The 24,135-nt window shown below is 59.2% G+C and carries 18 protein-coding genes; 17 read left to right on the top strand and 1 reads right to left on the bottom strand.

Annotated features, from left to right (window positions below):
• Positions 1 to 24 precede the first annotated feature (24 nt).
• From ACSEXW_RS08660 to ACSEXW_RS08675, 4 genes are read left to right on the top strand one after another with little or no spacing between them, the layout of a single operon-like run.
• Positions 25 to 1,794: a permuted SH3 domain-containing protein gene (locus ACSEXW_RS08660; protein ID WP_438445730.1), complete on the top strand. Its 1,770-nt coding sequence runs from the start codon at positions 25 to 27 to the stop codon at positions 1,792 to 1,794.
• On the top strand, positions 1,794 to 2,531 hold the full coding sequence (locus ACSEXW_RS08665) for an ABC transporter ATP-binding protein (RefSeq protein WP_438445731.1): 738 nt from the start codon (positions 1,794 to 1,796) through the stop codon (positions 2,529 to 2,531). Before ACSEXW_RS08660 ends, ACSEXW_RS08665 begins: the two co-directional genes overlap by 1 nt.
• A complete protein-coding gene (locus ACSEXW_RS08670; protein WP_438445732.1) occupies positions 2,528 to 3,706 on the top strand; it encodes an ABC transporter permease in 1,179 nt (392 codons plus the stop codon). The genes ACSEXW_RS08665 and ACSEXW_RS08670 overlap by 4 nt, the downstream gene beginning before the upstream one ends.
• A 25-nt stretch (positions 3,707 to 3,731) precedes the next feature.
• A complete protein-coding gene (locus tag ACSEXW_RS08675; protein ID WP_438445733.1) occupies positions 3,732 to 6,266 on the top strand; it encodes a hypothetical protein in 2,535 nt (844 codons plus the stop codon).
• A 73-nt stretch (positions 6,267 to 6,339) separates the two neighbouring features.
• Here ACSEXW_RS08675 and ACSEXW_RS08680 read toward each other — a convergent pair whose 3' ends face one another.
• Positions 6,340 to 6,906 carry a beta-class carbonic anhydrase gene (locus tag ACSEXW_RS08680; RefSeq protein WP_438445734.1) on the bottom strand — a complete coding sequence of 189 codons (567 nt, stop codon included), beginning with the start codon at positions 6,904 to 6,906 and terminating at the stop codon, positions 6,340 to 6,342.
• A gap of 128 nt (positions 6,907 to 7,034) precedes the next feature.
• On the opposite strand from ACSEXW_RS08680, the gene ACSEXW_RS08685 reads away from it, so the two are divergent.
• The 13 genes from ACSEXW_RS08685 to miaA all read left to right on the top strand — a co-directional run bounded on the left by ACSEXW_RS08685 (position 7,035) and on the right by miaA (position 24,049).
• Positions 7,035 to 8,549 carry a carboxypeptidase M32 gene (locus ACSEXW_RS08685; protein WP_438445735.1) on the top strand — a complete coding sequence of 505 codons (1,515 nt, stop codon included), beginning with the start codon at positions 7,035 to 7,037 and terminating at the stop codon, positions 8,547 to 8,549.
• A 133-nt stretch (positions 8,550 to 8,682) separates the two neighbouring features.
• Positions 8,683 to 9,693, top strand: a complete 1,011-nt coding sequence (locus tag ACSEXW_RS08690; protein WP_438445736.1) for an ABC transporter substrate-binding protein — start codon at positions 8,683 to 8,685, stop codon at positions 9,691 to 9,693.
• A gap of 69 nt (positions 9,694 to 9,762) precedes the next feature.
• Complete coding sequence (locus tag ACSEXW_RS08695; protein ID WP_438445737.1) at positions 9,763 to 10,548, top strand: ABC transporter ATP-binding protein; 786 nt, start codon at positions 9,763 to 9,765, stop codon at positions 10,546 to 10,548.
• Complete coding sequence (locus ACSEXW_RS08700; protein WP_438445738.1) at positions 10,545 to 11,375, top strand: ABC transporter permease; 831 nt, start codon at positions 10,545 to 10,547, stop codon at positions 11,373 to 11,375. Before ACSEXW_RS08695 ends, ACSEXW_RS08700 begins: the two co-directional genes overlap by 4 nt.
• A gap of 51 nt (positions 11,376 to 11,426) precedes the next feature.
• The gene (locus ACSEXW_RS08705) at positions 11,427 to 11,837 is read left to right on the top strand and encodes a hypothetical protein (protein WP_438445739.1); all 411 of its coding nucleotides are present in this window, start codon (positions 11,427 to 11,429) and stop codon (positions 11,835 to 11,837) included.
• Between the two features lie 179 nt (positions 11,838 to 12,016).
• Positions 12,017 to 13,024 (top strand): aromatic acid exporter family protein, encoded by a 1,008-nt coding sequence (locus ACSEXW_RS08710; protein ID WP_438445740.1) that lies wholly within the window; start codon positions 12,017 to 12,019, stop codon positions 13,022 to 13,024.
• Between the two features lie 66 nt (positions 13,025 to 13,090).
• Positions 13,091 to 13,660, top strand: a complete 570-nt coding sequence (locus ACSEXW_RS08715) for an outer spore coat protein CotE (RefSeq protein ID WP_438445741.1) — start codon at positions 13,091 to 13,093, stop codon at positions 13,658 to 13,660.
• A gap of 174 nt (positions 13,661 to 13,834) precedes the next feature.
• A complete protein-coding gene (locus tag ACSEXW_RS08720) occupies positions 13,835 to 15,691 on the top strand; it encodes a putative amidoligase domain-containing protein (RefSeq protein WP_438445742.1) in 1,857 nt (618 codons plus the stop codon).
• Positions 15,692 to 15,727: 36 nt separating this feature from the next.
• On the top strand, positions 15,728 to 18,493 hold the full coding sequence (gene mutS, locus ACSEXW_RS08725) for a DNA mismatch repair protein MutS (RefSeq protein WP_438445743.1): 2,766 nt from the start codon (positions 15,728 to 15,730) through the stop codon (positions 18,491 to 18,493).
• Between the two features lie 31 nt (positions 18,494 to 18,524).
• Complete coding sequence (locus tag ACSEXW_RS08730; RefSeq protein WP_438445744.1) at positions 18,525 to 20,003, top strand: S41 family peptidase; 1,479 nt, start codon at positions 18,525 to 18,527, stop codon at positions 20,001 to 20,003.
• Positions 20,004 to 22,136 carry a DNA mismatch repair endonuclease MutL gene (mutL, locus tag ACSEXW_RS08735; RefSeq protein ID WP_438445745.1) on the top strand — a complete coding sequence of 711 codons (2,133 nt, stop codon included), beginning with the start codon at positions 20,004 to 20,006 and terminating at the stop codon, positions 22,134 to 22,136.
• Between the two features lie 180 nt (positions 22,137 to 22,316).
• Complete coding sequence (locus tag ACSEXW_RS08740) at positions 22,317 to 23,093, top strand: class I SAM-dependent methyltransferase (protein WP_438445746.1); 777 nt, start codon at positions 22,317 to 22,319, stop codon at positions 23,091 to 23,093.
• Positions 23,090 to 24,049: a tRNA (adenosine(37)-N6)-dimethylallyltransferase MiaA gene (miaA, locus tag ACSEXW_RS08745; RefSeq protein ID WP_438445747.1), complete on the top strand. Its 960-nt coding sequence runs from the start codon at positions 23,090 to 23,092 to the stop codon at positions 24,047 to 24,049. The genes ACSEXW_RS08740 and miaA overlap by 4 nt, the downstream gene beginning before the upstream one ends.
• Positions 24,050 to 24,135 lie beyond the last annotated feature (86 nt).

The following is a 24,135-nucleotide window of genomic DNA, read 5'->3' on the forward strand; positions in this document are numbered from 1 at the left end:
AGTGTGGTTTAGGAGGCATAGCGGATGAGTGGGATGAGGAAGTACAGAAAATGGCTGATCACGGTGCTGGTTCTTGCGGTATGCGGCGGCGGAACCTACTTCTACCTGCAGCAGCGCAATGATGCGGCAGGCAAGGAAACGGAAGTGACCGCCAAGGTGACGAAGGGCGACATCCGATCCTCCGTATCCGGGACCTCGCAGCTTCAGCCGAAGGAGACCAAGACCCTGCAGGCTCCGGCGGAAGCGGTGATTGACAAGATGAACCTGACCCGGAATATGGAAGTGAAGAAGGATGACGTGCTGGTGGTTCTGACCAGCGCTACCTTGAACAGCAACATGCAGAAAGCGAAAGCCACCCTGGCTACGCTGGAAGCCGATATGAACGATTACGCGGAGCAGATGAACTCCCTCCAGACGGTGGCGCCGATCAGCGGGGTGATTACGCTCACAAGCACCATCGATGTCGGGGTGGAGGTCAACCGGAAGTCCAAGATCGGGTCCATTGCGGACAATAAACAGCTGACGGTCACGCTTCCTTTCCTGCTGGAGGATTCCCTCCAGTTGAAGAAGGGAGATGAGATGGAGCTGACCATCGCCAACTTCATGATGACCAAGACCGGCAAGATCTCCAAGATCGGCACCGATCCCAAGCCGGACCTGAAGGGCAACCGCCTGGTGGACGTGGAGGTTGCCATTGAGAACGACTCCACTATGGATGCCGGCCTGAAGGTCACTGGCGAGGTGCAGACCGCGTCGGGTACGCTGCGTTCCCAGAAGGAAGGGACGCTGGCTTACAGCCAAAACGTGAATATTCTCGCCGGTGTGGCGGGCACGATCGAACAGCTGAACGTGAAGAGCGGCGATTATGTGGAGAAGGGAAAGGTCATCGCCGTCACCGCCAATGCGAATATCGTCAATGACTACAATACCAAGAAGAGCAACTACGATCAGCAACTTCTGACCGTTCAGACCCTGCAGGATCAGATTGACGCTCTTACGATCAAAGCACCGTTCGACGGCGTGTTCTCCACCGACTTCGTCAACGCGAAGACCAACATTCTTACTTCCCTGACACCGGGCACCAAGGTCACCTCCAACACCCAGTTCGGCGGCGTAGCCAGCATGGAGACCATGCTCTTGGCCATCCAGGTGGATGAGCTGGACCTGCCGAACGTGAAGGTCGGCCAGAAGGTGGACGTGAAGGTAAGCTCCCTGAACAACCGGACTTTCCAGGGCGAGGTTACCCAGGTGTCCACGGTAGGGACCACCACCAACGGCGTCACATATTACGATGCGGTCGTGACGATCAGCAAGCCGACCGGTCTGAAATACGGGATGACAGCCACCGGAGAGATCCTTCTCCAGAACAAGCAGGGCGTGCTGATGATCCCGCTCGAGGCGCTCCAGAGCCGGTCCCGGAAATATTACGTGACGATCAAGAACGACGACGGCACGAAGGAAGAACAGCACGAGATTAAGATCGGGATCCGGAACAAAACCCATGTGGAAGTGACCGAGGGACTTCAGGAAGGACAAACGGTCGTTATTCCGATCCAGACCAAGACCCAGACCATGAGCCAGGATGAGATCAACCGGATGCGTCAGCAGTTCCAGCAGGGCCAGGGCGGTCAAGGCGGCCAAATGCAGATCGATCCCGCCATGATCCAGCAGTTCATGCAGCAGGGAGGCGGCGGTCAAGGACGGAATGCCGGAGCAGGCGGAACCGGTGGTGCCGGCGGAAGCGGCGGTGCCGGAGCAGGAGGAGCCGGCGGGACTGGTGGTGCTCAGCGTTGATGGGTACTAAACCTCTGATCATTGAGCTGAACAACATTGTCAAGACCTATACACGAGGAACCGAGGAGCTGCAGGTGCTCAAGGGCATCACTCTGCACGTCGAAACCGGTGATTTCGTCGCCATCATCGGCCCCAGCGGCTCGGGTAAATCGACTCTGATGAACACGATCGGCCTTCTGGATATACCAAGCGGAGGAACGTATACCCTCGATGGCGTATCCACGGCGGGGCTGTCGGACAACAGGATGGCGGAGCTCCGGAATAAGAAGATCGGGTTCATCTTCCAGCAGTTCAACCTGCTGCCTCGTCTGACCGCTATCGAGAATGTGGAGCTGCCTCTGATCTATGCGGGGGTTCCCAAGAACGAGCGCAGAGAGATGGGCTTGGCCATGCTGGATAGCCTGGGCATGAAGGGGAGAGCGGGGCACCGGCCCAGCGAGCTCTCCGGGGGCCAGCAGCAGCGCGTGGCGATTGCTCGGGCGCTGGTGTCGAAGCCCTCCTTGCTTCTGGCGGATGAGCCAACGGGTGCCCTCGATTCCAAGACGGGCAAGGAAGTGCTGGAGCTGATGCTGGACCTGAACAAGCGGGGCAATACCATCGTGCTCATCACCCATGATCCGGGCATCGCAGAGCACGCCAGCCGGGTGGTGGCCATCCGAGACGGAGAGCTGATCAGTGACCACCGGAATGACCGGGATCGCGAGCTTATTGAACAGGATGGGGCGGTGGCGAGATGAAGCTTTGGGAATTAGTGCGCATGGCGCTGCGGACCGTGGTGGGCAACCCGATGCGGTCCATACTGACCATGCTGGGTGTCATCATCGGCGTAGCCTCTGTCGTAGCGCTGGTTGCCATCGGCCAAGGCTCGACGGCGAAGGTGACGGATAAGATCTCCGGCCTGGGCACCAACCTCTTGGTGGTCAACGTGAACAACGTAGGCCGCGCCACCCAATTGAACTATGATGAGCTGATGCAGCTGGAGCAGTTCCCGGAATTCAACTGGGTCGCCCCCACGATCCAGAAGGGAAACTCCAACGTCAAATACGACCGGACCAGCGCCACATACATGGTTCTCGGAACCAATGACCGCTACGCGCCCATGAACAAGGTCGAGATGGCTTCAGGCCGCTTCCTGTCAGCGCCGGATGTGGAATTCCGCAACAATGTGGTGGTCCTGGGGAGCGACGTGGCCAAGAAGTTCTTCGGCTTCATAGACCCGGTAGGCGAGGAGCTGAACATCGACGGCGTCATGTTCAACGTAATCGGCGTCATGGCGCAGAAGGGCAAGAACATCAACAATACGTCCATCGACACCACGGTGATCATGCCGCTGTCGACGGCACAGCGGCAGTTCAAGCTGGGCGTGCTTCGCACCACCTACGCCGAGGCGGCTTCCAAGGAGGACGTCTCAACGGCCGAGAACACGCTGAAGCAGTATTTGTACTATAAATTCAAGTCCGATACGGGCTATGAGATTCTGAACCAGAATGAAATCATGAAGACTCAAGAGGAAGTGGCCTCCCAGATGTCATACATGCTGGCCGGCATCGCGTGTATCTCCCTCTTGGTCGGCGGAATCGGAATCATGAACATTATGCTGGTTACGGTTAGCGAGCGGACGAGGGAGATCGGCATCCGCAAATCCATCGGGGCCAAACGCCGCAACGTGCTGTTCCAATTCTTGGTGGAGTCGGTAGTTCTGAGTGGCTTGGGCGGCATTATCGGCCTGCTGCTGGGGATCGGCATCTCCGCTGTCATTGAGAAGATCAACCCGGATATGCCGACGCAGGTTTCCCTCTGGGTCAGCCTCGCGGCATTCGCCTTCAGCGTGCTGGTCGGCATCCTCTTCGGGCTGTATCCGGCCAATAAGGCTTCCAAGCTTCGTCCGATCGACGCGCTTCGTTTTGACTGAACCAATCATGAGGAGGTAGGACACCTTGAAATTGACTCCGCAACCCCTCTCCAAGAGAATGTGGCGGCTTGCACTAATTATCGTCATGGTTGCATCCATGATCCTGCCGGGTACCCTGAAGACGGCACAAGCCGGCAAGGAAGGCGTATTCCTGAGCGACAGCGTCTATTTCACATTGGAGGAAGCAAGGCTTTCTCCGGGAGAGGATAACCAGAATTTCCTGTTCACACTCGAGCTCGTGAATCACTCGGATCAAGTCGTGAACTACAACAATTACGGCGTAGCCGTGCTGGATGGGGAAGGCAACCGCTATTCCGCAGAGCTGACGGGCAAAATGTCCTCGCGCATCAAGCCGGGCTCGTCGGTCATGATCAAATATGCCAGCCGGGTACCGACCGGTTTGACCCTGTCGGACCTTCAAGCGCAGATCTTCGAATGGAACTTCTCCTCCCGTGGATATATGGATCCGATCGGTTCCCTGTCTGTCGCCAGTGCGACCAAAATGGCGGAATCCGTTAAGCCACAGACGGTAATCAATCTGAATTCAGTGGATTCGTCCTATGCGACGGATGCCATGGTGGCGATCCAGCTGGAGGATAGCTTCCGGGTATTGACCAACGGAACGTGGAATCAATATGTACTCTTAAATGTAGAAAACCTGGGCTCCGGAAGCTTCAAGCTGCCGTCCGCCCTGCAGATTCAATTGAAAGACCAGGACGAGCTGACCTATACCGGCACCTTGCTGTACGGTGGCGAGGAGACCATTCTTCCGCGCCAGAGCAAGCTGGTGACCGTTCAGTTTCCGGTCGGCAATCTGCCTGACGGGTACAGCTTCATCCTGGAACTCGGCAAAAAGACAACCTCTTCCGCAACGAGCACCAATTCGTCGAGCACATCGTCTGCATCCAATTCGAATGCGGCAACGGGAACGACTTCTTCCGTAAATGTAACCGTACTGGGTTCCATGGTCCTGCCATCTGCATCCGCTGCACAAGCGGCGGAACGGGATTACAGCGGTCAAGCCGGTTTGAAGTCCTCTATTGCAGCGATGAGTGTTGTGACCAAATCCACCGGCGTTCATATGAAAGCCGATTGGAAGTTGGAGAACAAAGGTGCGAAGGCCATCAGCCTGCCAACCTTCAGCGCCAGCTACCAATTGTCCGGCAGCACCTTAAGTGTCACGGCCACGGATAGCCTGACCCACCCGACTTACCTGGCAGCGGGCGAGTATACCACCTACCGGTTTGAGGCAGACCTCCCGTCCGGAGTGGACCCGTCTTCTGTTCAATTGGCTGTTCAAGAGAAGAAGGGCACAACCACGACCGTTCTGGTACCCTCCTATGTTGCTTGGATTCCGGAAGGCGGGGCATCCACAGGCGGTTCTACAGAGCCCGGTGGAGATATCTATCAAACTACCGTCGGCAAGCTGGCTATGCAGGTTAAAACCTCTTATCGTCTGATGACGGAAAGCGGCGATGACGTCCTCATGACCGAAGTGCAGGTGGAAAACAAAGAAAGCGGAGTCGTGAAGCTTCCCGCGCTGTACACCAAATATGAGAGCGGCGATCTGAGCGTAGACGGCAAAGCGGTCCGCGTTCAATCCTCGCCGTATCTGAATCCCGGGGCAAAGACCGTATTGTACTTCTACGCCCTGGTCCCGTACGACATTGCCATTCAAGACGGAACCTTTACCTTCGGTGAAGGCTCCATCGACAGCAAAACCAATGAAGTGACCTTTACGAAGGAATGGGCCAAGCTGAATTTCAGCTTGTCTGCCAATGCCGTTGCCGATGCTCCGATGAACAGCGAATTTGTCCTATCCGATGCAGGACGCCAATCCTCGGCCAAGGTTGTGGATACGAAGGTGTATGACACGGACAACGGCAAGATCGCCGCTGTTCGTATCGCCCAGAAGAATCTGGAGACTCGCGGACACACATCGGTGCCTTATGCCGGTTACTTTATCGGGGAAGACCAAATGGTATATAAGGCAACCGCAACGGAGGAGACCGGTAACGTCGGCAAGGATGGTTGGTCCTTATCCACCCTGTGGGTGACACTGCCAAACAATGTGGAGGTTCCGAATAAGATCATCTTCGGTCCCAAGCTGGACGACAAGACCTTAACCGCCCCTCGCCAGCTAACGGCGACGAGCTGGAAGGATGCGGAACAATCTTCAAAGTTTTACGAATCAAATGGATTAAAGGCTACCATCTCGCCGTACAAGGTTGCATTTAAAAACATGTCTGGAACGATTAGTGGCTCCAACTATGAGATCTCATTTTATTATGAAGTATCCAAAGATTACGATGTCACTGTCGGTAGCATGAAAAACCGTTATTATCACATCACTCTTGAAGATATTACAGGAACGGTATACAAGACATGGGATATCCCAGTGTTAGGTGTTGGAAGTTTCGACGAGAATTCAAGCAATAAAATAACGGTTGAAAAATTAACAACAAATGACTTTGTGAACTTGGTTATTTCAGGACGCCTGAAGATATATGAAAAATTCGAAGGCGGTACCCGCTTGCTGGGGACAATTACCACGAAGTAATACACTCAAAAGCCCGCACAGATTGCTGTGCGGGCTTTTGCTCGTACTCTATAAGTAGGAAAAATCCAACAAACTATTCCTTCTGCTGGCCTTCGATCAGCACATCCAGCTTGCCGGTGGTAGGATCCATGATCAGGCCATGGACGAGAATGTTCTTCGGGAGAAGCGGGTGGTTCTGGATCAGCGAGACGCTCTTGACGACGCCTTCCTGGACGTGGTCGAACCCTTTGAGCCAGCGCTCGAGATCGATGCCGGAATGGGCGACGGTCTGCATCACCTCGTTGGAGATGCCGGATTGGCGGGCCTTCTCCAGCACGTCCACGGCGCTTAAGCCGGTCATGCCGCAGTCATAGTGACCGATGACGAATACTTCCTTCGCCCCCAGCTCGTAAACGGCTACGATAATGCTCCGCATAATACTGCCGAACGGGTGGGAGACGATGGCGCCGGCGCTCTTGATGATCTTGGCGTCTCCGTTGCGGAGGCTCATCGCCTTGGGCAACAGCTCGACCAACCGGGTATCCATGCAGGTCAGGATGACCATTTTTTTGTCCGGAAACTTATCCGTGCGGAACTCCTCGTACTGGGCCTCTTCGACGAAAGAACGGTTGAAATTCATGATTTCTTGCAATCGTGACATGCCTGCACCTCCTGGTCTTCTCTGTTATCCCTTCAAAACCTACGTGTATTCTAACATAAAAAACCGCTCAGTTGAAAATGACAGGCAAAAAAAGTATAGTGAAGCTACTGTAAAGGAGGCGTGATCCAATGAGCGAGTTCGATGCCAAATTGAACGGGTTCAAGGAACTGGTCAAAAAGATGAAGGCCTACGAGGAAGCCGTAGGCTTGATCTATTGGGACATGCGCACCGGGCTGCCGAAGAAGGGGGCCGAGGGGCGCTCCGAGGTGGTCGGGGTGCTGTCGACGGAGCTCTTCAAGCTATCTGTATCCGGGGAAATGGGTGAATACCTGAGCTACTTCGGACAGCCGGAGCAGGAGGCGAAGCTGGACCAGGTGAGCCGGGTAATGGTCCGGGAATGCCGGAAGGATTATGAGAAAAGCGTCAAGATCCCGCCGGAGAAGTACCAAGCCTATGTGGTGCTGACCTCGCAAGCCGAAACCTTATGGGAAGAAGCGAAGGAAACCTCCGATTGGGAGCTGTTCCAGCCCTATCTGGAGAAGATCGTTGCTGCCAACCAGGAGTTTATCCGTCTGTGGGGCTACGAAGGCACACCCTACAACACGCTGCTCGACATGTATGAGCCGGGCATGACCCAATCGAAGCTGGATCAGGTGTTCGGGGCCTTGCGGGAGAAGCTGGTTCCGCTGGTCTCGGCCGTAAGGAATTCGCCGCACCAGCCCGATGTCTCGTTCCTGAGACAAACCTTCCCGAAGGAGAATCAGAAGGCGTTCAATCTATTCATCCTGAAGGAAATGGGGTATGACTTCGAGGCAGGGCGTCTGGACGAAACGGTGCACCCGTTCGCCACCGGCCTGAATCCGGGGGATGTCCGTATCACCACCCGCTACTTGCCGGAGGATGTGGTCAGCGCGCTGTTCGGCTCCATCCACGAGGGCGGCCATGCGCTCTATGAGCAGAACATCTCGACGGAGCTGCTGTTCACCAACCTCTGCACCGGCACCTCCATGGGCATCCATGAATCCCAATCCCGCTTCTGGGAAAATATGATCGGGCGCAGCCGCGAGTTCTGGTCCCGCTACTTCGGGGACCTGCAGAAGGCGTTCCCGGGGCAGTTAGACGGCGTGGATGCGGAAGGATTTTACCGCGCAATTAATGAAGCAAAGCCGTCGCTTATCCGGATCGAAGCCGACGAGCTGACCTACAACCTCCACATCATGATCCGTTACGAGCTGGAGAAGGAGCTGATCAACGGGACGCTGCCCGTCTCCGCTCTGCCCGAGGCCTGGAACGCCAAGTACAAAGAGTATTTGGGGGTTGAGCCCACAAGCCATGAGGAGGGCGTTCTCCAGGATGTCCACTGGTCCGGCGGGTCCTTCGGCTACTTCCCGTCCTATGCGCTGGGCAATATGTACGCGGCCCAGTTCCGCGATACGCTCCTCCGGAAGCTGCCGGAAGCGGAGGCTATGGTGGCCCAAGGAAACCTGCTTCCAATCAAGGAATGGCTGACGAAGGAGATCTACCGGTACGGAAAGCTGCTGACTCCCGGAGAGATCGTGGAGCAAGTGACCGGAGAGCCCTTGAACCCGGACTATCTGGTCCAGTATTTAACCGAGAAGTACCGCGACATCTATAAGCTGTAGCGAAACCAAACCGTCCGCACCGGCATCCTGCCGGCTGGCGGTTTTTTTCGTGTTGAGGAACTGGGCGAATCACCCGGGTTTAGGCTCCTGCATACCATGAACAAACGGATGAACAGCAGGGAGGATGAACGGCATGGGAAAACGGGCAGGAATAGGGGCCGCGGCGGTTCTGCTGGCGTTAACGGCAGCACTTAGCGCATGCGGCGGCAAGGAGAAGGAGGAGACCGCCAAGGTTCGGCTGGCGGAGGTGACCCGCTCCATCTTCTACGCGCCGGAATATGTAGCCTTGTCACAGGGCTTCTTCCAGGAGGAAGGGCTTGAAGTGGAGTTTCAGACCATTCCGGGCGGAGATAAGGTGACGACTGCCCTTCTGTCAGGGCAGATCGACGTGGCGCTGGTAGGGGCCGAAACCTCCATTTATGTCCAGAATCAAGGGGCGGAGGATCCTATCATCAACTTTGCGCAGCTGACGCAGACCGATGGGACTTTCCTCGTCTCGAGGAAGAAGCTCGCTTCCTTCGACTGGAGCATGCTGAAGGGCTCCAGCTTCCTGGGACAGCGCAAAGGCGGCATGCCGCAGATGGCCGGGGAGTTCACGCTGAAGAAGAAGGGGATCGATCCCCATAAGGATCTGCAGCTGACCCAGAACGTAGAATTCGCCAATATCCCGTCCGCCTTCGCCTCCGGCACGGGAGACTACGTCCAGCTCTTCGAGCCGACGGCCACCGTCTTCGAGCGGGAGGGCAAGGGCTTCGTCGTGGCCTCCTTCGGGAAGGAGAGCGGGAAGCTGCCATACACCGTCTTCATGGCGAAGAAAAGCTTCATCGGCAAAAATGCCGGCACGATCCAAAGATTCACCAACGCCATCCAGAAGGCACAGAAGTGGGTGGAGGGAAAGTCAGTTGCGGAAATCAAAGACGCGGTCCTGCCGTACTTCAAGGATGTGGATCCCGCCGTGGTGGAGGGCGTCGTCAAGCGGTATAAGGAGCAGGGCTCCTTCGCCACCGATCCGGTCATCGACGAGACCGAATGGAACAACCTGCAGGACGTGATGCAATCGGCCGGCGAGCTGAAGACCCGGGTCGACCACAAGAAGCTGGTGGATAACTCCTTCGCCGAGAAGGCGAAATCCTCGGTGAAGTAACACCTTGATCCGCAGTCCTAGGGCCTGCGTCATTCGAAGCATTCGGGACCGAAGGAGGATGAAGCAAGGATGCAAGCATCCGTACGTTTGTCGGGAGTCACCCAAGTCTACGTCACCCCGCAGGGCGCTTCCTTAGCGGTGGAAAACATCGACTTCACCCTGCTGCCCGGTGAATTCGTCAGTCTGGTCGGCCCCAGCGGCTGCGGCAAAACCACGCTCCTGTCCATCATCGCAGGGCTGATCCGTCCGACGGCGGGACTCGTGGAGGTCGGAGGAGTGCCCGTTGTTGCCCCGTCCATGAAGGTGGGCTACATGCTGCAGCAGGATTATCTCTTCCCCTGGCGGACCATCCGGGACAATGCCTTGCTCGGACTGGAGCTGACGGGAAGGCTCCATGACTCCAGCAAAGCCTATACCATGCACCTGCTCGAGGAGATGGGCCTCTCCGGCGCAGCGGACCGGTATCCGTCCCAGCTGTCCGGGGGCATGCGGCAGCGGGTGGCGCTGGTCCGGACATTAGCCACCGAGCCGGACATTCTCCTCCTCGACGAGCCGTTCTCCGCGCTGGACTACCAGACGAAGCTCCAACTGGAGGATCTGGTGTCAGAGACGCTGGCGAAGCATAAGAAGACGGCCGTGCTTGTCACCCATGACATCTCGGAGGCGGTTGCCATGAGTGACCGCGTCGTCATCCTGGACCGGAACCCGGGACGGGTCCGCAAGGAGCTGATCATTCCGGATGAGATCCGGCGGCTGTCTCCCTTTGATGCGAGGGAGGCTCCCGGCTTCCATCCACTGTTCCGGGAGATCTGGGAGGAATTCGAGGCGATGGACCGGAGGGAGGGGGAGGCATGAACGAAGATCAGGAACAACAAACGACACCGGGTCAGGCCTTGACGGATCGGGCTTACCGGGAATATATCGCCGCCAAGAAGAAGCGCAACCGGCTCATCCGCTTGACGCAGCTCCTGCTGCTTTTCGGCTCCTTCGGTCTGTGGGAGCTGGCGGGGCGCATGCGATGGATCGATGTCCTCCTGTTCAGCTATCCCAGCAAGGTGTTCAAGCTGATCGCGGAAAAGACCGTGAACGGGGAGCTCCTGCCCCATATCGGCGCCACCGTATGGGAGACCTTCGCCGGCTTCGTGCTCGGCACGCTGGCCGGAACCGTTCTGGCCATCCTCATCTGGTGGTCGCCCTTTCTCGAGCGGGTGCTGGATCCGTATATCGTGGTGCTGAACAGCCTGCCGAAGGTGGCATTGGGGCCCCTCTTCATCGTTGGGCTGGGACCCGGTTATACGTCCATCATCGGCATGACCCTGGCCATCACCGTCATCATCACCACCTTGGTCGTGTATTCCAGCTTCAAGGAAGTGGATGCCAACTACATTAAGGTGATCCGGGTGTTCGGAGGCGGCAAGCGGAAGATCTTCGAGAAGGTGATCCTGCCCGCTTCCTTCCCCACGATCATCTCCACGCTGAAGGTCAATGTGGGTCTGGCTTGGGTCGGCGTCATCGTAGGCGAGTTCCTCGTCTCGAAGATGGGGCTCGGCTATCTGATCATCTACGGCTTCCAGGTGTTCAACTTTACGCTGGTGATCGCCAGTCTCCTGATCATCGCCGTCGTGGCGGCGATCATGTACCAGGCGGTCGCTTATCTGGAGAACAAGCTGAACAACCGGTAGGCGTTTATCATATGCTGTACCACATTCGTAAACCACTGGAGGGAATCAACCATGCTTCAACAGCCCCTGTATCCGAATCCGCAAGTCATCTATGAAGCGGATCAAGCGCACGTGGATACGGTCAAGACCTTGCGTGAGAAGATCCACAGCCTCTGCAAAAGCAAGCTCATGCACAAGCACGTGAAGGTGCAGACGCTGGACGGCCATGAGTACGAGGGCGTCATCGTATTCATCGACGGCGGCCAGCTGTACCTGAGCCTGGCAGAGGATGAGGAGCTCATGCGCAGTCCGTATCCTTACGGACCGGTGCCGCCCCGCCCGCCGTACCCGCCTTATGGCCCGGTGCCGCATCACCCGTATCCCCCGTACTCCCCGTATCCGCCGGTTCCGGCATACGGTCCGGGAGGAGCCATCTTACCGCTGGTGCTGTACGATCTGTTGGCGATTACGCTCCTGATGTAAGGATGACAACCCGCCTCGAGGCTGCCCGGCAGCCAGGGGCGGGTTTTTCGTGCTTCGGCAGAGGGTTGATTTGTCCACCGTCCCGACATTCTCAAAGCCGGAGTGTTATGGTACAGTACTGGGTATCGAATCCTCTTGCGTTTCGTGCGACATTTATAGGCAGGGTGGTTGATTTCCATATGGGTATCCGTGTCATCAAAACGGCGATCGCCGTATACATCGCCATTGCGGCGGCCAAAGCGGCCGGGCTAGACTATGCGCTCTCCGCAGGGCTCTTGTCTGTCATCGGCATCGATATCACCATCAAGCGCAGCCTGCAGACCATGGCCACCCGATTCACGGCCACGGTCATCGGCCTTCTGATCGCGTCCGTGCTGTTCGCCTTGCTGGGCTTCCACCTATGGACAATCTCGCTCTTCATTCTGATCTTCTACCCTGCGCTTGCCCGGTTCAAGCTGGCGGACAGCATCGTGACCAGCTCCGTCATTGTCTTCCATGTGGTGGACCGCCAGGAGGTCACCCTGGGCGCCGTCGGCAACGAGATCCTGCTCCTGATCATCGGACTGGGCACGGCCACCGTCATCAACTTCATCTATATGCCGCGGGTGGATCACCGTCTGGTGGAGGTGCGGTCCAGCGTGAACGATCTGTTCGGCTCCATCTTCCTGCATATGGCCCGGCATCTGAAGGACCCGTCGACGGTATGGGACGGCAAGGAGCTGCTGGAGGCGCCGGACGCCATATCGGAGGGACTGCAGCTGGCGAAGCGGGCGGCCGAGAACAAGCTGTTCCAGACCGGGGATGTCTGGACCCCCTATTTTGAAATGAGGCGGCAGCACTTCGATTCCGTACAGCGGATGCTGGACCTGTTGGCCCAAGTCTACCAGACCCTGCCCCATGGGGAAGCGGTGGCTAAGCTGTTCACGGATCTGTCGGCGGACGTGAAGTCCGACTATTACGCGGGGAACGTAGAGACGGCCCTGCTGAAGCTGGAGCGGGAGTTCAAGGCCATGCCCCTGCCGGTGACCCGGGCAGAGTTCGAGATGAGGTCAGCCCTTCTCCAGCTATGTCTGGAGCTCAAAACGTACCTCTATATGGCGAAGAAAGTCAAAAAGCCTCTTCCGCCCGAAGCCGGACGGAAAGAGGAGGGGTACGGGCAGGATTTTGTCCCCGGCGCCCAAAAATAGTTGTCACTCTAGACGAATGTCCTGCATACAATTACATTGAATGATTGTATGGAGGAGGTTGAAAGGATGTCCATTTATACAGATAGAGATCTGCAATGCAGAGAGATCATTACGAAGGCTGTATGCGGCAAAGGACGTAAGTTTAGTCAAGTGAGCCATACCGTAATTCCGCCTCATGCTCCCACGAGCATCCTCGGCGCCTGGATTATCAACAACCAATACGAAGCAGAGAAATCCGGAGAAAGCGTGGAGGTCATCGGTACTTACGATATCAACATTTGGTACTCTTACGACAAGAACACCAAAACCGACGTAGCCAAAGAAACCGTATCCTATGTTGATGTTGTTCCTTTATCCTATCTGGATAAAAAACATAGGGGCTCCACGGCGGAGGTTTCTGCGGTTGCGACGCAGGAACCGAATTGTATCGAGGCTGCCGTATCGACCGGCGGCGACGGAGTACTGATCCGCGTGGAGCGCGAGTTCCGCGTGGAGATGATCGCCGAGACCAAGGTGTGCGTCGTGGTCTGCCCGAACGGCTGCGACGACTTCGACGACAAGAACCTGGACTTCGACGGCGGAGACGACGGTGATTTCGAGGAGCTGGATCCGGAGCTTCTCGACGAGGACAACTGACCGGAGCTTCTCCGGTCTGGTTGTCTGAGCTTCCCCTGAAGCCGGCCTTATGCCTGCCGCACGCATGCGCCTCTTTTGGGGGATAGTTCATCATATGCCGCATAGAGCGATTCGGATGGGGGCGTACGCCCTCTTTTTTGTACCTATTTCTGCGGTTCGGAAGGAAGTGCAGGTATGGGAGTCTATGTGCTGTTGGGGAGAGGGAGCCGGACGGGGCTTTTGCCGCTGTTCCTGAAGGTGCCCTGCGGGGAGTCCGCCGCGGGGGCGGGGAAGGACGACGCCGTGCTCCAGTGGGGGATCCCCGCCCGTGATCCGGAGGAGGCTTATGTGCTCAATCCGGTCAAAAATCTGCTTCGCGCCAAGCACGCCAAGTCCGTCCGGGAAATCTGGCGGCTGAACGGTCTCCGGACCGAAGCGGAGGGGGAGCTGATCCAGGAATACCGGATCCCCGTCTTCCAACAGGAAGCGCTTGGCGTCTGGGCCAAGAATCGGCCGCCGGCGCTGGTGATGCCCCGTGCGGGAGGCTGGAGCGCGGGAATGTCCGTTGTTTCTGCAGAATTGGGACGTGATGAGTCCCGCGCAGGTCGAGGACGATCCCAAGGCAACAAGCGTCCGCTGGATTCTGGGCGAAGGACGACATCGGGTACCGCTGCCAGCAGGACCGTCAGCGGACCTGCCAGCGATGCCCGCTACGACGAGCTGGACGCGGAACAGCAGACGGCCTACCATGTCCGCCGCGCGAAGCGGGATGCGGTCCGCGCCGTCTATTCGCTCGGACTGAGCACGGCGCTGGTGAGGGTCGGTGTCGACCAGAAGGGCGGCACGGTGCTCTTGGAGGCGGACTCTGCCCCGGCGTTGGACGACCGGCTGGCGGAGCTCTTCGCCGAGGCCATCAACCGCTACGCGGAGGAGCGGCTGGCAGCGGACCGGCAGGAGGGTGCCATAACGAAGAAGCCAAGCGGAACCAGGCCGGCCCCGGTGAAGCAGGGCGCTTCTGACGCAGGCGACGTGCTGGACGGACCGGTGCCGGAGGGGACGATCCGGCGGCGGCCGCAGGCGGATCCGGCGCCGCATCCGAGCGCCGGCGCGGCGACAAAGCCGGTCCCCGAGGGGACGCTTCGGGTGAAGCGGCCGACATCGGACGCCGCTATGGAAGCGGACGATAACGGGAGCGCACATGGAAGCGGCTGGCCCGAGGGGGATCCCGCTGCGCGCCGGCCGGTGCTGCTGGGGGCGGACCCGGAGTTCGTGCTTCGGCGTCCCGACGGGCATTTCGTCAGCGCCTCCCGGTATCTGGAGAAGGAGGGCGCTGTCGGCTGCGATGCGGTGGTCCTCTCCCGCAGCAAGGTGATCCACCCGCTGGCGGAGCTGCGGCCCAAGCCCTGCGCCAGCCCGCCGGAGCTGGTCCGGGAGCTGTACCGGACCATGCGGCAGGCTGCGGCGCTTATCGGCGACGACAGCCTGGCCTGGCTGGCCGGCAGCATGCCGGCCAAGGGACTGCCCATCGGGGGCCACGTCCATGTCAGCGGCGTCTGGCTGAACGAGCGCCTGCTCCGGGCGCTGGACAACTACGTGGCGCTGCCGCTGGTGCTGGCCGAAGGCCAGGCCGCCGGCCGGCGCAGGCCCCGCTATGGCTTCCTGGGCGACTGCCGTCGCAAGCGTCATGGCGGCTTCGAATACCGCTCCCTGCCCAGCTGGCTGTCTACGCCGCAGCTGGCTTTGGCGGTGTTCGCCCTGGTGCGCGCCGTAGCGCTGCATTACCGGGAGCTTCCGGCCCGCCCCTTGGACGCGGCGGATGTGCAGCGGGCTTACTACAGCAGCGACAAGGCGGAGCTGCTTCCGGTCGTCCGCAGCCTCTGGCCGGACCTGGAGCGGCTGCCCGCTTACAGGGAGTACCGGGGGCCGTTGGACGCCCTCCGGGACCGTCTCTTCCGGCTCGAGGGCTGGGATGAGCAGGCCGATTTCCGCATTCCGTGGAAAATCCCGCCGTTTCATGGCGGAGAAGCCATGAGCCTACCATTCGTGCTATAATAGAAAGACTGTTTGATAGCCGCATGGAGGTTGGACATGGCCAAGTACACGCCGATGATGGAGCAATATCTGGCCGTAAAGGCGCAGGTGCCCGATGCGTTCCTGTTTTTCAGGCTCGGGGATTTCTATGAAATGTTCTTCGAGGACGCGGTGAACGCATCCCGGGAGCTCGAGATCACGTTGACCGGAAGAGAGGGCGGAATGGAGGAGCGGATCCCTATGTGCGGGGTCCCCTACCATTCTGCCGAGAACTATATTGCGAGATTGATAGAGAAGGGCTTCAAGGTAGCCATCTGCGAGCAGGTGGAGGATCCGGCGGAGGCCAAGGGCGTCGTCCGGCGCGAGATCGTCCGGATCGTCACGCCCGGTACGCTGATGGACGGCAAGCTGCTGGCCGAGAATGCCAATAACTACATCGCCTGCGCGGTCCGGGGACCGGGCGGAGTCGGCTTCGCCGTCTGCGACATCAGCACCGGCGAGCTGTACGCCGCCCGGCTGGACTCGCTGGAGCTGCTCTTGGACGAGCTGTCCGTCTATGCCCCGGCCGAATTCGTGGCCGCTTCGGGACTGATCGCGGAGGTGCGGGATCCCCTTGCGGCCATGGCCAAGCCCCCGGTTCTGACCGTCTGGGAGAACGGGAACGAGGAGCTGCTGCAGCGGCAGTACGGGCCGGAGGAGCTGGACAAGCTGGACCCGGTATCCCGGGGGCCCGTGTCCCGACTGTTGGCGTACCTGAGCGAGACCCAGAAGCGTTCCTTGGGGCATATGACCAAGATCCGGCTGTACAAGCCGGCCCAATACATGACCATGGATCCGTTCACCCGGAGGAACCTTGAGCTGACGGAGACGGTCCGTGACCGTTCCAAGAAAGGCTCCCTGCTGTGGCTGCTGGATGAGACGGTCACCTCCATGGGCAGCCGGCTGCTTCGCCGCTGGATTGAGAAGCCCCTGATGGACAAGGTGCGGATCGAGGAGCGTCTGGAGGCCGTGGACCGGCTCTATCATCAATTGATCGTCCGGGAAGACCTGCGATCCCGGCTTCGGGAGGTCTATGATCTGGAGCGTCTGGTGGCGCGGGTTTCTTACGGAAGCGCCAACGCCCGGGATCTGAACGCGCTGAAGGTATCGCTGGCTCAGATCCCCGATGTCCGGGAGATCTGCCAGGCGTCGGGCTCGGAGTCCTTGGCCGCGCTGGCGGCAGGTATGGACGATTGCGGGGACGTGCGGGAGTGGATCGAAGCGGCCGTCGTGGACGAGCCCCCCGTGTCCGTCCGGGACGGCGGCATGATCCGGACCGGTTATCACGAGCGGCTGGACCAGTTGAAGACCGCCAACCAGAACGGCAAGCAATGGATCGCCGAGCTGGAGCAGAAGGAGCGGGAGCGCACCGGCATCCGGTCCCTGAAGATCGGCTACAATAAAGTATTCGGCTATTATATCGAAATTACGCGGGCCAATCTGGGCTCTCTGCCGGAGGGCTTGTACGAGCGCAAGCAGACGCTGGCCAATGCGGAGCGCTTCATCACCCCGGAGCTGAAGGAGAAGGAAGCGCTGATCCTGGAGGCCGAGGAGAAGATGGTGGACATCGAGTACGGTCTCTTCTCCGAGCTTAGGGACCGGATCGCTGGCCAGATCCATCGTCTACAGAAGCTGGCGGAGGTGGTGGCGGCCGTGGACGCGTTCCAATCCATGGCCACGGTCAGTGCGAGAAGCCGGTTCACCCGCCCAGTTCTGACCGAGGGGTACGATCTGCGGATCGTGCAGGGCCGCCATCCGGTGGTGGAAGCGGTGATGAAGGACGGAACCTTCATCTCCAATGATTCCGTCATGACGGAGTCGGACGGCTCCATGCTCCTGATCACTGGACCTAATATGGCCGGCAAGAGCACCTATATGCGCCAGGTAGCCATTCTCTGCATCATGGCGCAGATCGGCTGCTTCGTCCCTGCCGAAGAAGCCGTGATTCCGCTGATCGACCGGATCTTCACCCGCATCGGCGCCGCGGACGATCTGATCGGCGGGCAGAGCACCTTCATGGTGGAGATGATGGATATCCAGGTCATGACGGAGAAGGCCACCCGGCGGAGTCTCGTCATCATCGACGAGCTTGGGCGGGGGACCTCCACCGGGGAGGGCATGTCCATCGCCCAAGCGGTCATCGAATACATGCACGACAAAGTGGGCTGCAAGACCCTGGTATCCACCCACTTCCATGAATTGGCCCATCTGGAGGACAGCCTCCCCGGGCTCAAAAACTACTGCATGGCGGTCAAGGAAAGCGGCGAGCAGGTCACCTTCCTGCGGAAGCTGATCCGCGGCGCCGCCAGCACCAGCTACGGTATCTACTGCGCGCAGATCGCTGGCTTGCCCGACACCATCATCCGGCGGGCTTACCAGCTGCTGGGCGCTTTCGAGGAGCGGACCGCTTCGGTGGAGGCGGCGGTGGCTGCGGAGAGAGAGCCGGATGGCGGAACCGCAGAGCGGCCCGCACACCAGCCGATGGCGCTCGAACGCCGACAAGCCTGGATGCAGCGCGAGGCGGAGGCCGACTTGGAAGCAGCGGTTTCAAGAGAAGCGTCAGCCGCCGTTTCTGCTGCGGATGCGGAAGCGAAGACACCTGCCGTTCAATTAAGTCTGTTCGAAGATGCCGACCGGCCATCTCCGTCGGAGAAGGCCAAGCGCAAGGCCGACGCCCAGTCCTCTGCCGTCCTGGAGGAGCTGAAGGCGGCGGATCTGATCAACATGACCCCGTTGGCTGCTATGAATTTGCTCTATGAGCTGAAGCGGAAGCTGGACCGTTAATCCGCGCCGCATTCCGAAGGGAGAAGAAGACATGAACAGACAACAACCGGACAACCGCGTCCCTTTTTGGAAGAAGGGGACCGCTGCCGCTGCTTTGATGGCGGTTCTGGTCGCGGCAACGGCGCTTCCGGTATACGCCGCAGATTCTGGCGAAACCGCCGAGAAGAAGGAGCAGGTGCTTAAGCTGCTCACCGGCTTGCACGTCAGCGGGATTACGGAGGATCAGCTTGCGAAGGACTCCATCAAGTCGATGGTGGAGTCGGTCAAGGATCCTTACACCGTATATATGAGCCCGGAGGATTACGCCGGCTTCCAGAGCCAGCTAGCCCGCAACTATATTGGGATCGGGGTCACGATCGGCACGGACGCGAATGGCATCTATATCGCGGACACCTTCAAGGGATCACCTGCCGAAGAGGCCGAGCTGGCTGTCGGGGATTACATTCTGGCAGCCGATGGCCATGACCTGTCGGGCAAGACCACCTCGGACGCAGCAAGCTTTATCATGGGCAAGGCGGATACGAAGGTGGAGCTGAAGATCCGCAGGAGCGGTGAAGAGCGCACCGTCACCGTGACGCGGCGCGAGATTCAGCTGCCGGTGCTGGAGAGCCATCTGTTTGGCGGTGGAGTCGGGTATATGAAGCTGTACAGCTTCTCTTCGGACTCCGACGAGTTGTTCGAAGCCCAACTAGAAGCGCTAAAAGGGATGCCGGGCTTCCATGCCCTGGTTCTGGACCTTCGGGACAACCCGGGCGGCGTGCTGGATTCCGCAGCCCGGATCGCAGCAAACTTTATTCCAAAGGGGACGGTCATCCATACGAAGGACCGCGCCGGAACGGACGAGCCGATCGAGATTCTGTCAGGCGAGAAGCAGAGTGTTCCGGTCTATGTGCTGGTTAACGAGAACAGCGCCAGCGCCTCGGAGGTGCTGGCGGGCGCCCTTCAGGATCACGGGGCGGCTCAGGTTGCGGGAACACGCACGTATGGCAAAGGCAGCGTCCAACAGCTGTTCGCATTCGCCGACGGATCGTCTCTGAAGCTGACGGTGGAGGAATACTTCACGCCGAACTGGCACCCGGTGAACAAGGTGGGAATCCAGCCGGATTTGCAGCTGAACGGCGACTTGAACCAGCTCTTCACCGTGCTGCGCAAGGCGGGAGTGTCCGAATTCCGACTGGACAAAACTCGTTCCTCCATCAGCGTCAACGGCGTGAAAGTGGATGACGGTCTGCCGGCCTTCGAGGAGAACGGACATGTCTACATCCATTCGAGAGTCCTGGGAGCTATGATCGGGGCGGAAACCTTGTGGCGGCCGGAGAGCTTCACCGTGGAGATCAAGAACGCTTCCGCGGCTGCAGGGGCGCAGTTCTCCGAAGCGCTGGGCAACGCGAAGATGGACCATGACCTGATGTATCTCGATGCCGAGGCCTTCGAGCAGTTCTTCCCGACCTTCACCGCCGCCGGCACACTGGACAAGCTGGAGCTGACTGCGGGACAAGGAGGGAAATAAATGGGCGTCATCCGTGTTCTGGACGACCACATAGCCAACCAGATCGCCGCCGGCGAAGTGGTGGAGCGGCCTTCCTCCGTCGTGAAGGAGCTGGTCGAGAATGCCATTGACGCCGGCAGCACCCGGATCGACGTTACGGTGGAGGAGGGCGGATTGAACCTGATCCGCATCTCGGACAACGGCTCCGGCATTGCGCCGGACGATCTGGAGCGGGCCTTCCAACGCCACGCAACCAGCAAGATCGCGACGGGCAAGGATCTGTTCCAGATCCGGACCTTGGGCTTCCGGGGCGAGGCGCTGCCCAGTATCGCGGCGGTGGCCAAGGTCGAATGCGTCTCCGCCCAAGATAACAGCGGTCTGGGACGCAGACTCGCCATCGAGGGAGGGTCCGTCAAGGCGCTGGAAGACACCGCCGCCCCCAAGGGCACCGACATCCGGGTCAAGGAGCTGTTCTTCAACACGCCGGCCCGGCTGAAGTATATGAAGACCATCCAGACGGAGCTCGGCCATGTCTCGGATTACATGTACCGTCTGGCGCTCTCCCACCCCGGGATCGCCTTCACGCTGAAGCATAACGGAACCACCCTGGTTCAGACGCTGGGGAACGGGGACCTGCTGCAGGTCGTCGCAGGCATCTACGGCACCGGATTGGCCAAAATGATGCTCCCGGTCTCCGGCGAGACCCTCGATTACAAGATCACCGGCTACATCTCGAAGCCGGAGCAGACCCGTTCGAACCGGGCGGGAATCTCCACGGTCATCAACGGCCGGTACATCCGCAACTTCGTGCTGGCGCAAGCGCTGCTCAAGGCTTACCACACGCTGCTGCCGCTGAACCGGTACCCGGTGGCGGTGCTCCATATCGAGATGGATCCGACGCTCTTGGACGTCAACGTTCACCCTTCCAAGCTGGAGGTCCGGTTCAGCAAGGAAGCGGAGCTTGTGGAGCTTCTGGAACGCACGGCCAAGGCGGCTCTGACCCGGGGAACGCTGATCCCGCAGGGCGGCCGTCCGACGGCAGCCAAGCCGGCGGTGGTTCAGGAGCAGCTGGAGCTCTACCGGCCCGGCCAGGCGCCGGGGCAGGGGACTTGGGAGATGCCGCCAAGACCCCCGGAATCTGGAGCTTCGTCTCCATCCCTGCCGCCGTCCCCTGCCGCTGTGGAGCCTATGGCCCTTGCTGAAGCCCCGGGAGCCGAGGGAGGCACGCCCATACCAGCACGTTCCTCCGAACCGGAAACGCTCGATTCTTCAGCGACTGTGACTGAACAGGGTACCTTCCCGGCACGTCCGGAGCAGCGGGAGCCCCAACCAGAGAGAGAGACGGCACCGTTTACCCGTCCGGTTGACCGGCCATCCATGGACGCCGCATACGCGAACAGATCGTCTTCCACCCCGGCTCCGGCATCGTACCGGGACCGTCCGGCTGGAGGAACGAATGGCCGCAGTTACGAGCCACAGAGCCAGCAGCAGACCGTGCCGCCCGGAGCCGTCAAGAAGATGCTGGACGCCCTAGAGCCGGATCCGTCCGCCTCTGCGCCCCGGCTGCCACGCTTCCCCCAGTTGGATCCCATCGGACAGCTGCACGGCACCTATATCGTGGCCCAGAATGGGGAGGGTCTGTACCTGATCGACCAGCATGCGGCGCATGAGCGGATTAACTACGAGTATTACTACGAGCTGTTCGGCAAGCCCCATGAAGCCAGCCAGGAGCTGCTGGTGCCGCTGACCCTGGAGCTGACGCCGGCGGAAGCGGAGCTTCTGAAGACACGCCTTAGCTACCTGGAGCAGGTGGGGGTCTATATGGAATCCTTCGGGGGGAATACCTTCCTGGTACGGGCTTATCCGCACTGGCTGCCCAAGGGGGAGGAGAAGGAGATCATCGACGAGATGACCGAATGGGTGCTGGCCGAGAAGAAGGCCATCGACCTGTCCAAGCTGCGTGAAAAATCGTCGACGCTGTGCTCCTGCAAGGCTTCGATCAAGGCGAACCAAGGCTTGACCAAGGTGGAGATGGAGGCGCTGCTGGACCGTTTGGCAGCCTGCCGCATCCCGTATACCTGTCCCCACGGACGTCCGATCGTGGTCAGCTTTTCGACCTATGAGCTGGAGAAGATGTTCAAGCGGGTGATGTAACCCTCAACTGAAGACTGCTTTATCGAATGTGCAAGAAGACGCACATACGATAGAGCAGTCTTTTTTTCTTGAGCCCGGGAGGCCTGTCACCCCCAGTATTCCGCCATATTCGCAATTCGTCCGGGATTGCTATATAATGGTTACGTTTGGATATTAGAACAGCAAGGAATGGAAAATGATATGTTTGTCACCACCTCTTACCATCCCACTCCGGCGGAATTCGAGCTGGCGGAGCGCCTCTCCCGGCGGCTGTCCTGCCGTCTCGTCCAGCGGAGGCAGTCATCGCTGCCCCGGCTCCAGCGAACCTACGGAGCTCAGGATATTCTGGTGGCCACCACCCAGGGGCTTCGGTATTTCCCCGAGGGAGCGGCCCAGCCCTTCTTCTTCCACCCCAGCTCGGCGCAGGTGCGTCTGAAGCGGATCCTTCGGGGAGAACCGGATGCGCTCTTGGAAACCGCGGAGATCCAGCCCGGGGACCGGATCCTCGACTGCACCGCCGGTCTCGGCTCCGAATCCATTCTGTTCTCCTATGCGGCGGGTGGCGGGGGGGCCGTCGTCTCCGTAGAGAGCGAGCCGCTGGTGGCCTTGATCCTCGAGGATGGGCTCCAATCTTATATCTCGGGCTTGGACGTGCTGGATGCGGCCATGCGGCGGATCGAGGTCGTTCAATCGGACCATCTGGACTTCCTGCTTCAGCAGCCCGACAAGAGCTGCGATGTGGTCTATTTCGATCCCATGTTCCGGCAGACCATCGACGATACGAACGCCATCGCCCCGCTCAAGACCATCGCCAACCACGGGGCCCTGCGTCCTGAAGCGGTGGAGGAGGCCCGAAGGGTCGCCCGCCGGAAGGTCGTAATGAAGGAGCACCGGGAAAGCGGGGAATTCGAGCGTCTGGGTTTCCGGATGCTGCTTCGTCCCCATACCAAAATCGCATACGGGGTGATCGAAGCATGAACCGTCACAGCAGCGCCTCCTCGAAGCCGCCCCTTCTCGTGCTGATCGGGCCGACCGCCGTCGGTAAGACCAGGCTGAGCATCGAGGCAGCCAAAGCCTATGGCTGTGAGATCATCTCCGGGGACTCCATGCAGGTGTACCGGGGCATGGATATCGGCACCGCCAAGATTGCACCCGAGGAGATGCAGGGAGTTCCGCATCACATGATCGATATCTGCGAGCCGACGTATCCGTTCTCCGCTGCCGAGTTTCAAAACCGGGTACGCACGCTGATCGCTGAGATCCGCGGACGGGGAAATCTGCCCTTTATCGTGGGGGGAACCGGCCTCTATATCGAATCCTTTTGTTATGATTTTCGGTTCAGTGAGGCCGGTTCGGATGAGTCGTTCCGTGAAGAACAGCGTCGTTTCGTGGAGGAGCGCGGGGAAGAAGCCCTTCATGAGAAGCTGAGAGCCGTTGACCCGAGAAGCGCGGACAAGCTGCATCCGAGGGATACCCGGCGGGTCATCCGGGCGCTGGAGGTGCACCACACCACGGGTCGAACCTTGTCGGAGCTCTTGTCGGAGCAGACGCGGGAGTCCCCTTATGACCTGTGTATCGTCGGGTTGACAACGGATCGTGAAATTTTATATAAACGTATTGAAGACCGAATCGACGCCATGCTGGAAGCGGGGCTTGTTGCCGAGGTCCGGAGTCTTCTGGACCGGGGAATCGGCAGGCAGTACATCTCGATGCAGGGGCTGGGCTATAAGGAGATCGCCGCTTATCTGGAGGGCGAGCTGGAGTACGGTGCGGCCGTGGAGCTGTTGAAGAAGAACACGCGCCACTTCGCCAAGCGGCAGCTGTCCTGGTTCCGCCACATGAAGGATATCGAATGGCTGGAGGTTCCCGCCGAGCCAAATTTTCCGGCGCTTTTACAAAGTTTTCATGCTATAATAGCAGGAAAGTTTGCATGAGGCACGGAATATAATGGATAGCATGCTTATCCGCTGAAAGGTCCGGTTGATATATAACGGTGTTCTCAAACTTTGAAGGGGGTTCA

The sequence above is a fragment of the Oryzibacillus soli genome (assembly GCF_051594765.1).
In the GTDB taxonomy this organism is placed as follows: domain Bacteria; phylum Bacillota; class Bacilli; order Paenibacillales; family NBRC-103111; genus Paenibacillus_AR.

What these genes read in the sequence shown, in the direction of transcription:
- ACSEXW_RS08660 (WP_438445730.1), top strand. Translation starts at nt 25, where the DNA reads ATGAGTGGGATGAGGAAGTACAGAAAATGGCTGATCACGGTGCTGGTT.
- ACSEXW_RS08665 (WP_438445731.1), top strand. Translation starts at nt 1,794, where the DNA reads ATGGGTACTAAACCTCTGATCATTGAGCTGAACAACATTGTCAAGACC.
- ACSEXW_RS08670 (WP_438445732.1), top strand. Translation starts at nt 2,528, where the DNA reads ATGAAGCTTTGGGAATTAGTGCGCATGGCGCTGCGGACCGTGGTGGGC.
- ACSEXW_RS08680 (WP_438445734.1), bottom strand. Translation starts at nt 6,906, where the DNA reads ATGTCACGATTGCAAGAAATCATGAATTTCAACCGTTCTTTCGTCGAA.
- ACSEXW_RS08685 (WP_438445735.1), top strand. Translation starts at nt 7,035, where the DNA reads ATGAGCGAGTTCGATGCCAAATTGAACGGGTTCAAGGAACTGGTCAAA.
- ACSEXW_RS08690 (WP_438445736.1), top strand. Translation starts at nt 8,683, where the DNA reads ATGGGAAAACGGGCAGGAATAGGGGCCGCGGCGGTTCTGCTGGCGTTA.
- ACSEXW_RS08695 (WP_438445737.1), top strand. Translation starts at nt 9,763, where the DNA reads ATGCAAGCATCCGTACGTTTGTCGGGAGTCACCCAAGTCTACGTCACC.
- ACSEXW_RS08700 (WP_438445738.1), top strand. Translation starts at nt 10,545, where the DNA reads ATGAACGAAGATCAGGAACAACAAACGACACCGGGTCAGGCCTTGACG.
- ACSEXW_RS08705 (WP_438445739.1), top strand. Translation starts at nt 11,427, where the DNA reads ATGCTTCAACAGCCCCTGTATCCGAATCCGCAAGTCATCTATGAAGCG.
- ACSEXW_RS08710 (WP_438445740.1), top strand. Translation starts at nt 12,017, where the DNA reads ATGGGTATCCGTGTCATCAAAACGGCGATCGCCGTATACATCGCCATT.
- ACSEXW_RS08715 (WP_438445741.1), top strand. Translation starts at nt 13,091, where the DNA reads ATGTCCATTTATACAGATAGAGATCTGCAATGCAGAGAGATCATTACG.
- ACSEXW_RS08720 (WP_438445742.1), top strand. Translation starts at nt 13,835, where the DNA reads ATGGGAGTCTATGTGCTGTTGGGGAGAGGGAGCCGGACGGGGCTTTTG.
- mutS (WP_438445743.1), top strand. Translation starts at nt 15,728, where the DNA reads ATGGCCAAGTACACGCCGATGATGGAGCAATATCTGGCCGTAAAGGCG.
- ACSEXW_RS08730 (WP_438445744.1), top strand. Translation starts at nt 18,525, where the DNA reads ATGAACAGACAACAACCGGACAACCGCGTCCCTTTTTGGAAGAAGGGG.
- mutL (WP_438445745.1), top strand. Translation starts at nt 20,004, where the DNA reads ATGGGCGTCATCCGTGTTCTGGACGACCACATAGCCAACCAGATCGCC.
- ACSEXW_RS08740 (WP_438445746.1), top strand. Translation starts at nt 22,317, where the DNA reads ATGTTTGTCACCACCTCTTACCATCCCACTCCGGCGGAATTCGAGCTG.
- miaA (WP_438445747.1), top strand. Translation starts at nt 23,090, where the DNA reads ATGAACCGTCACAGCAGCGCCTCCTCGAAGCCGCCCCTTCTCGTGCTG.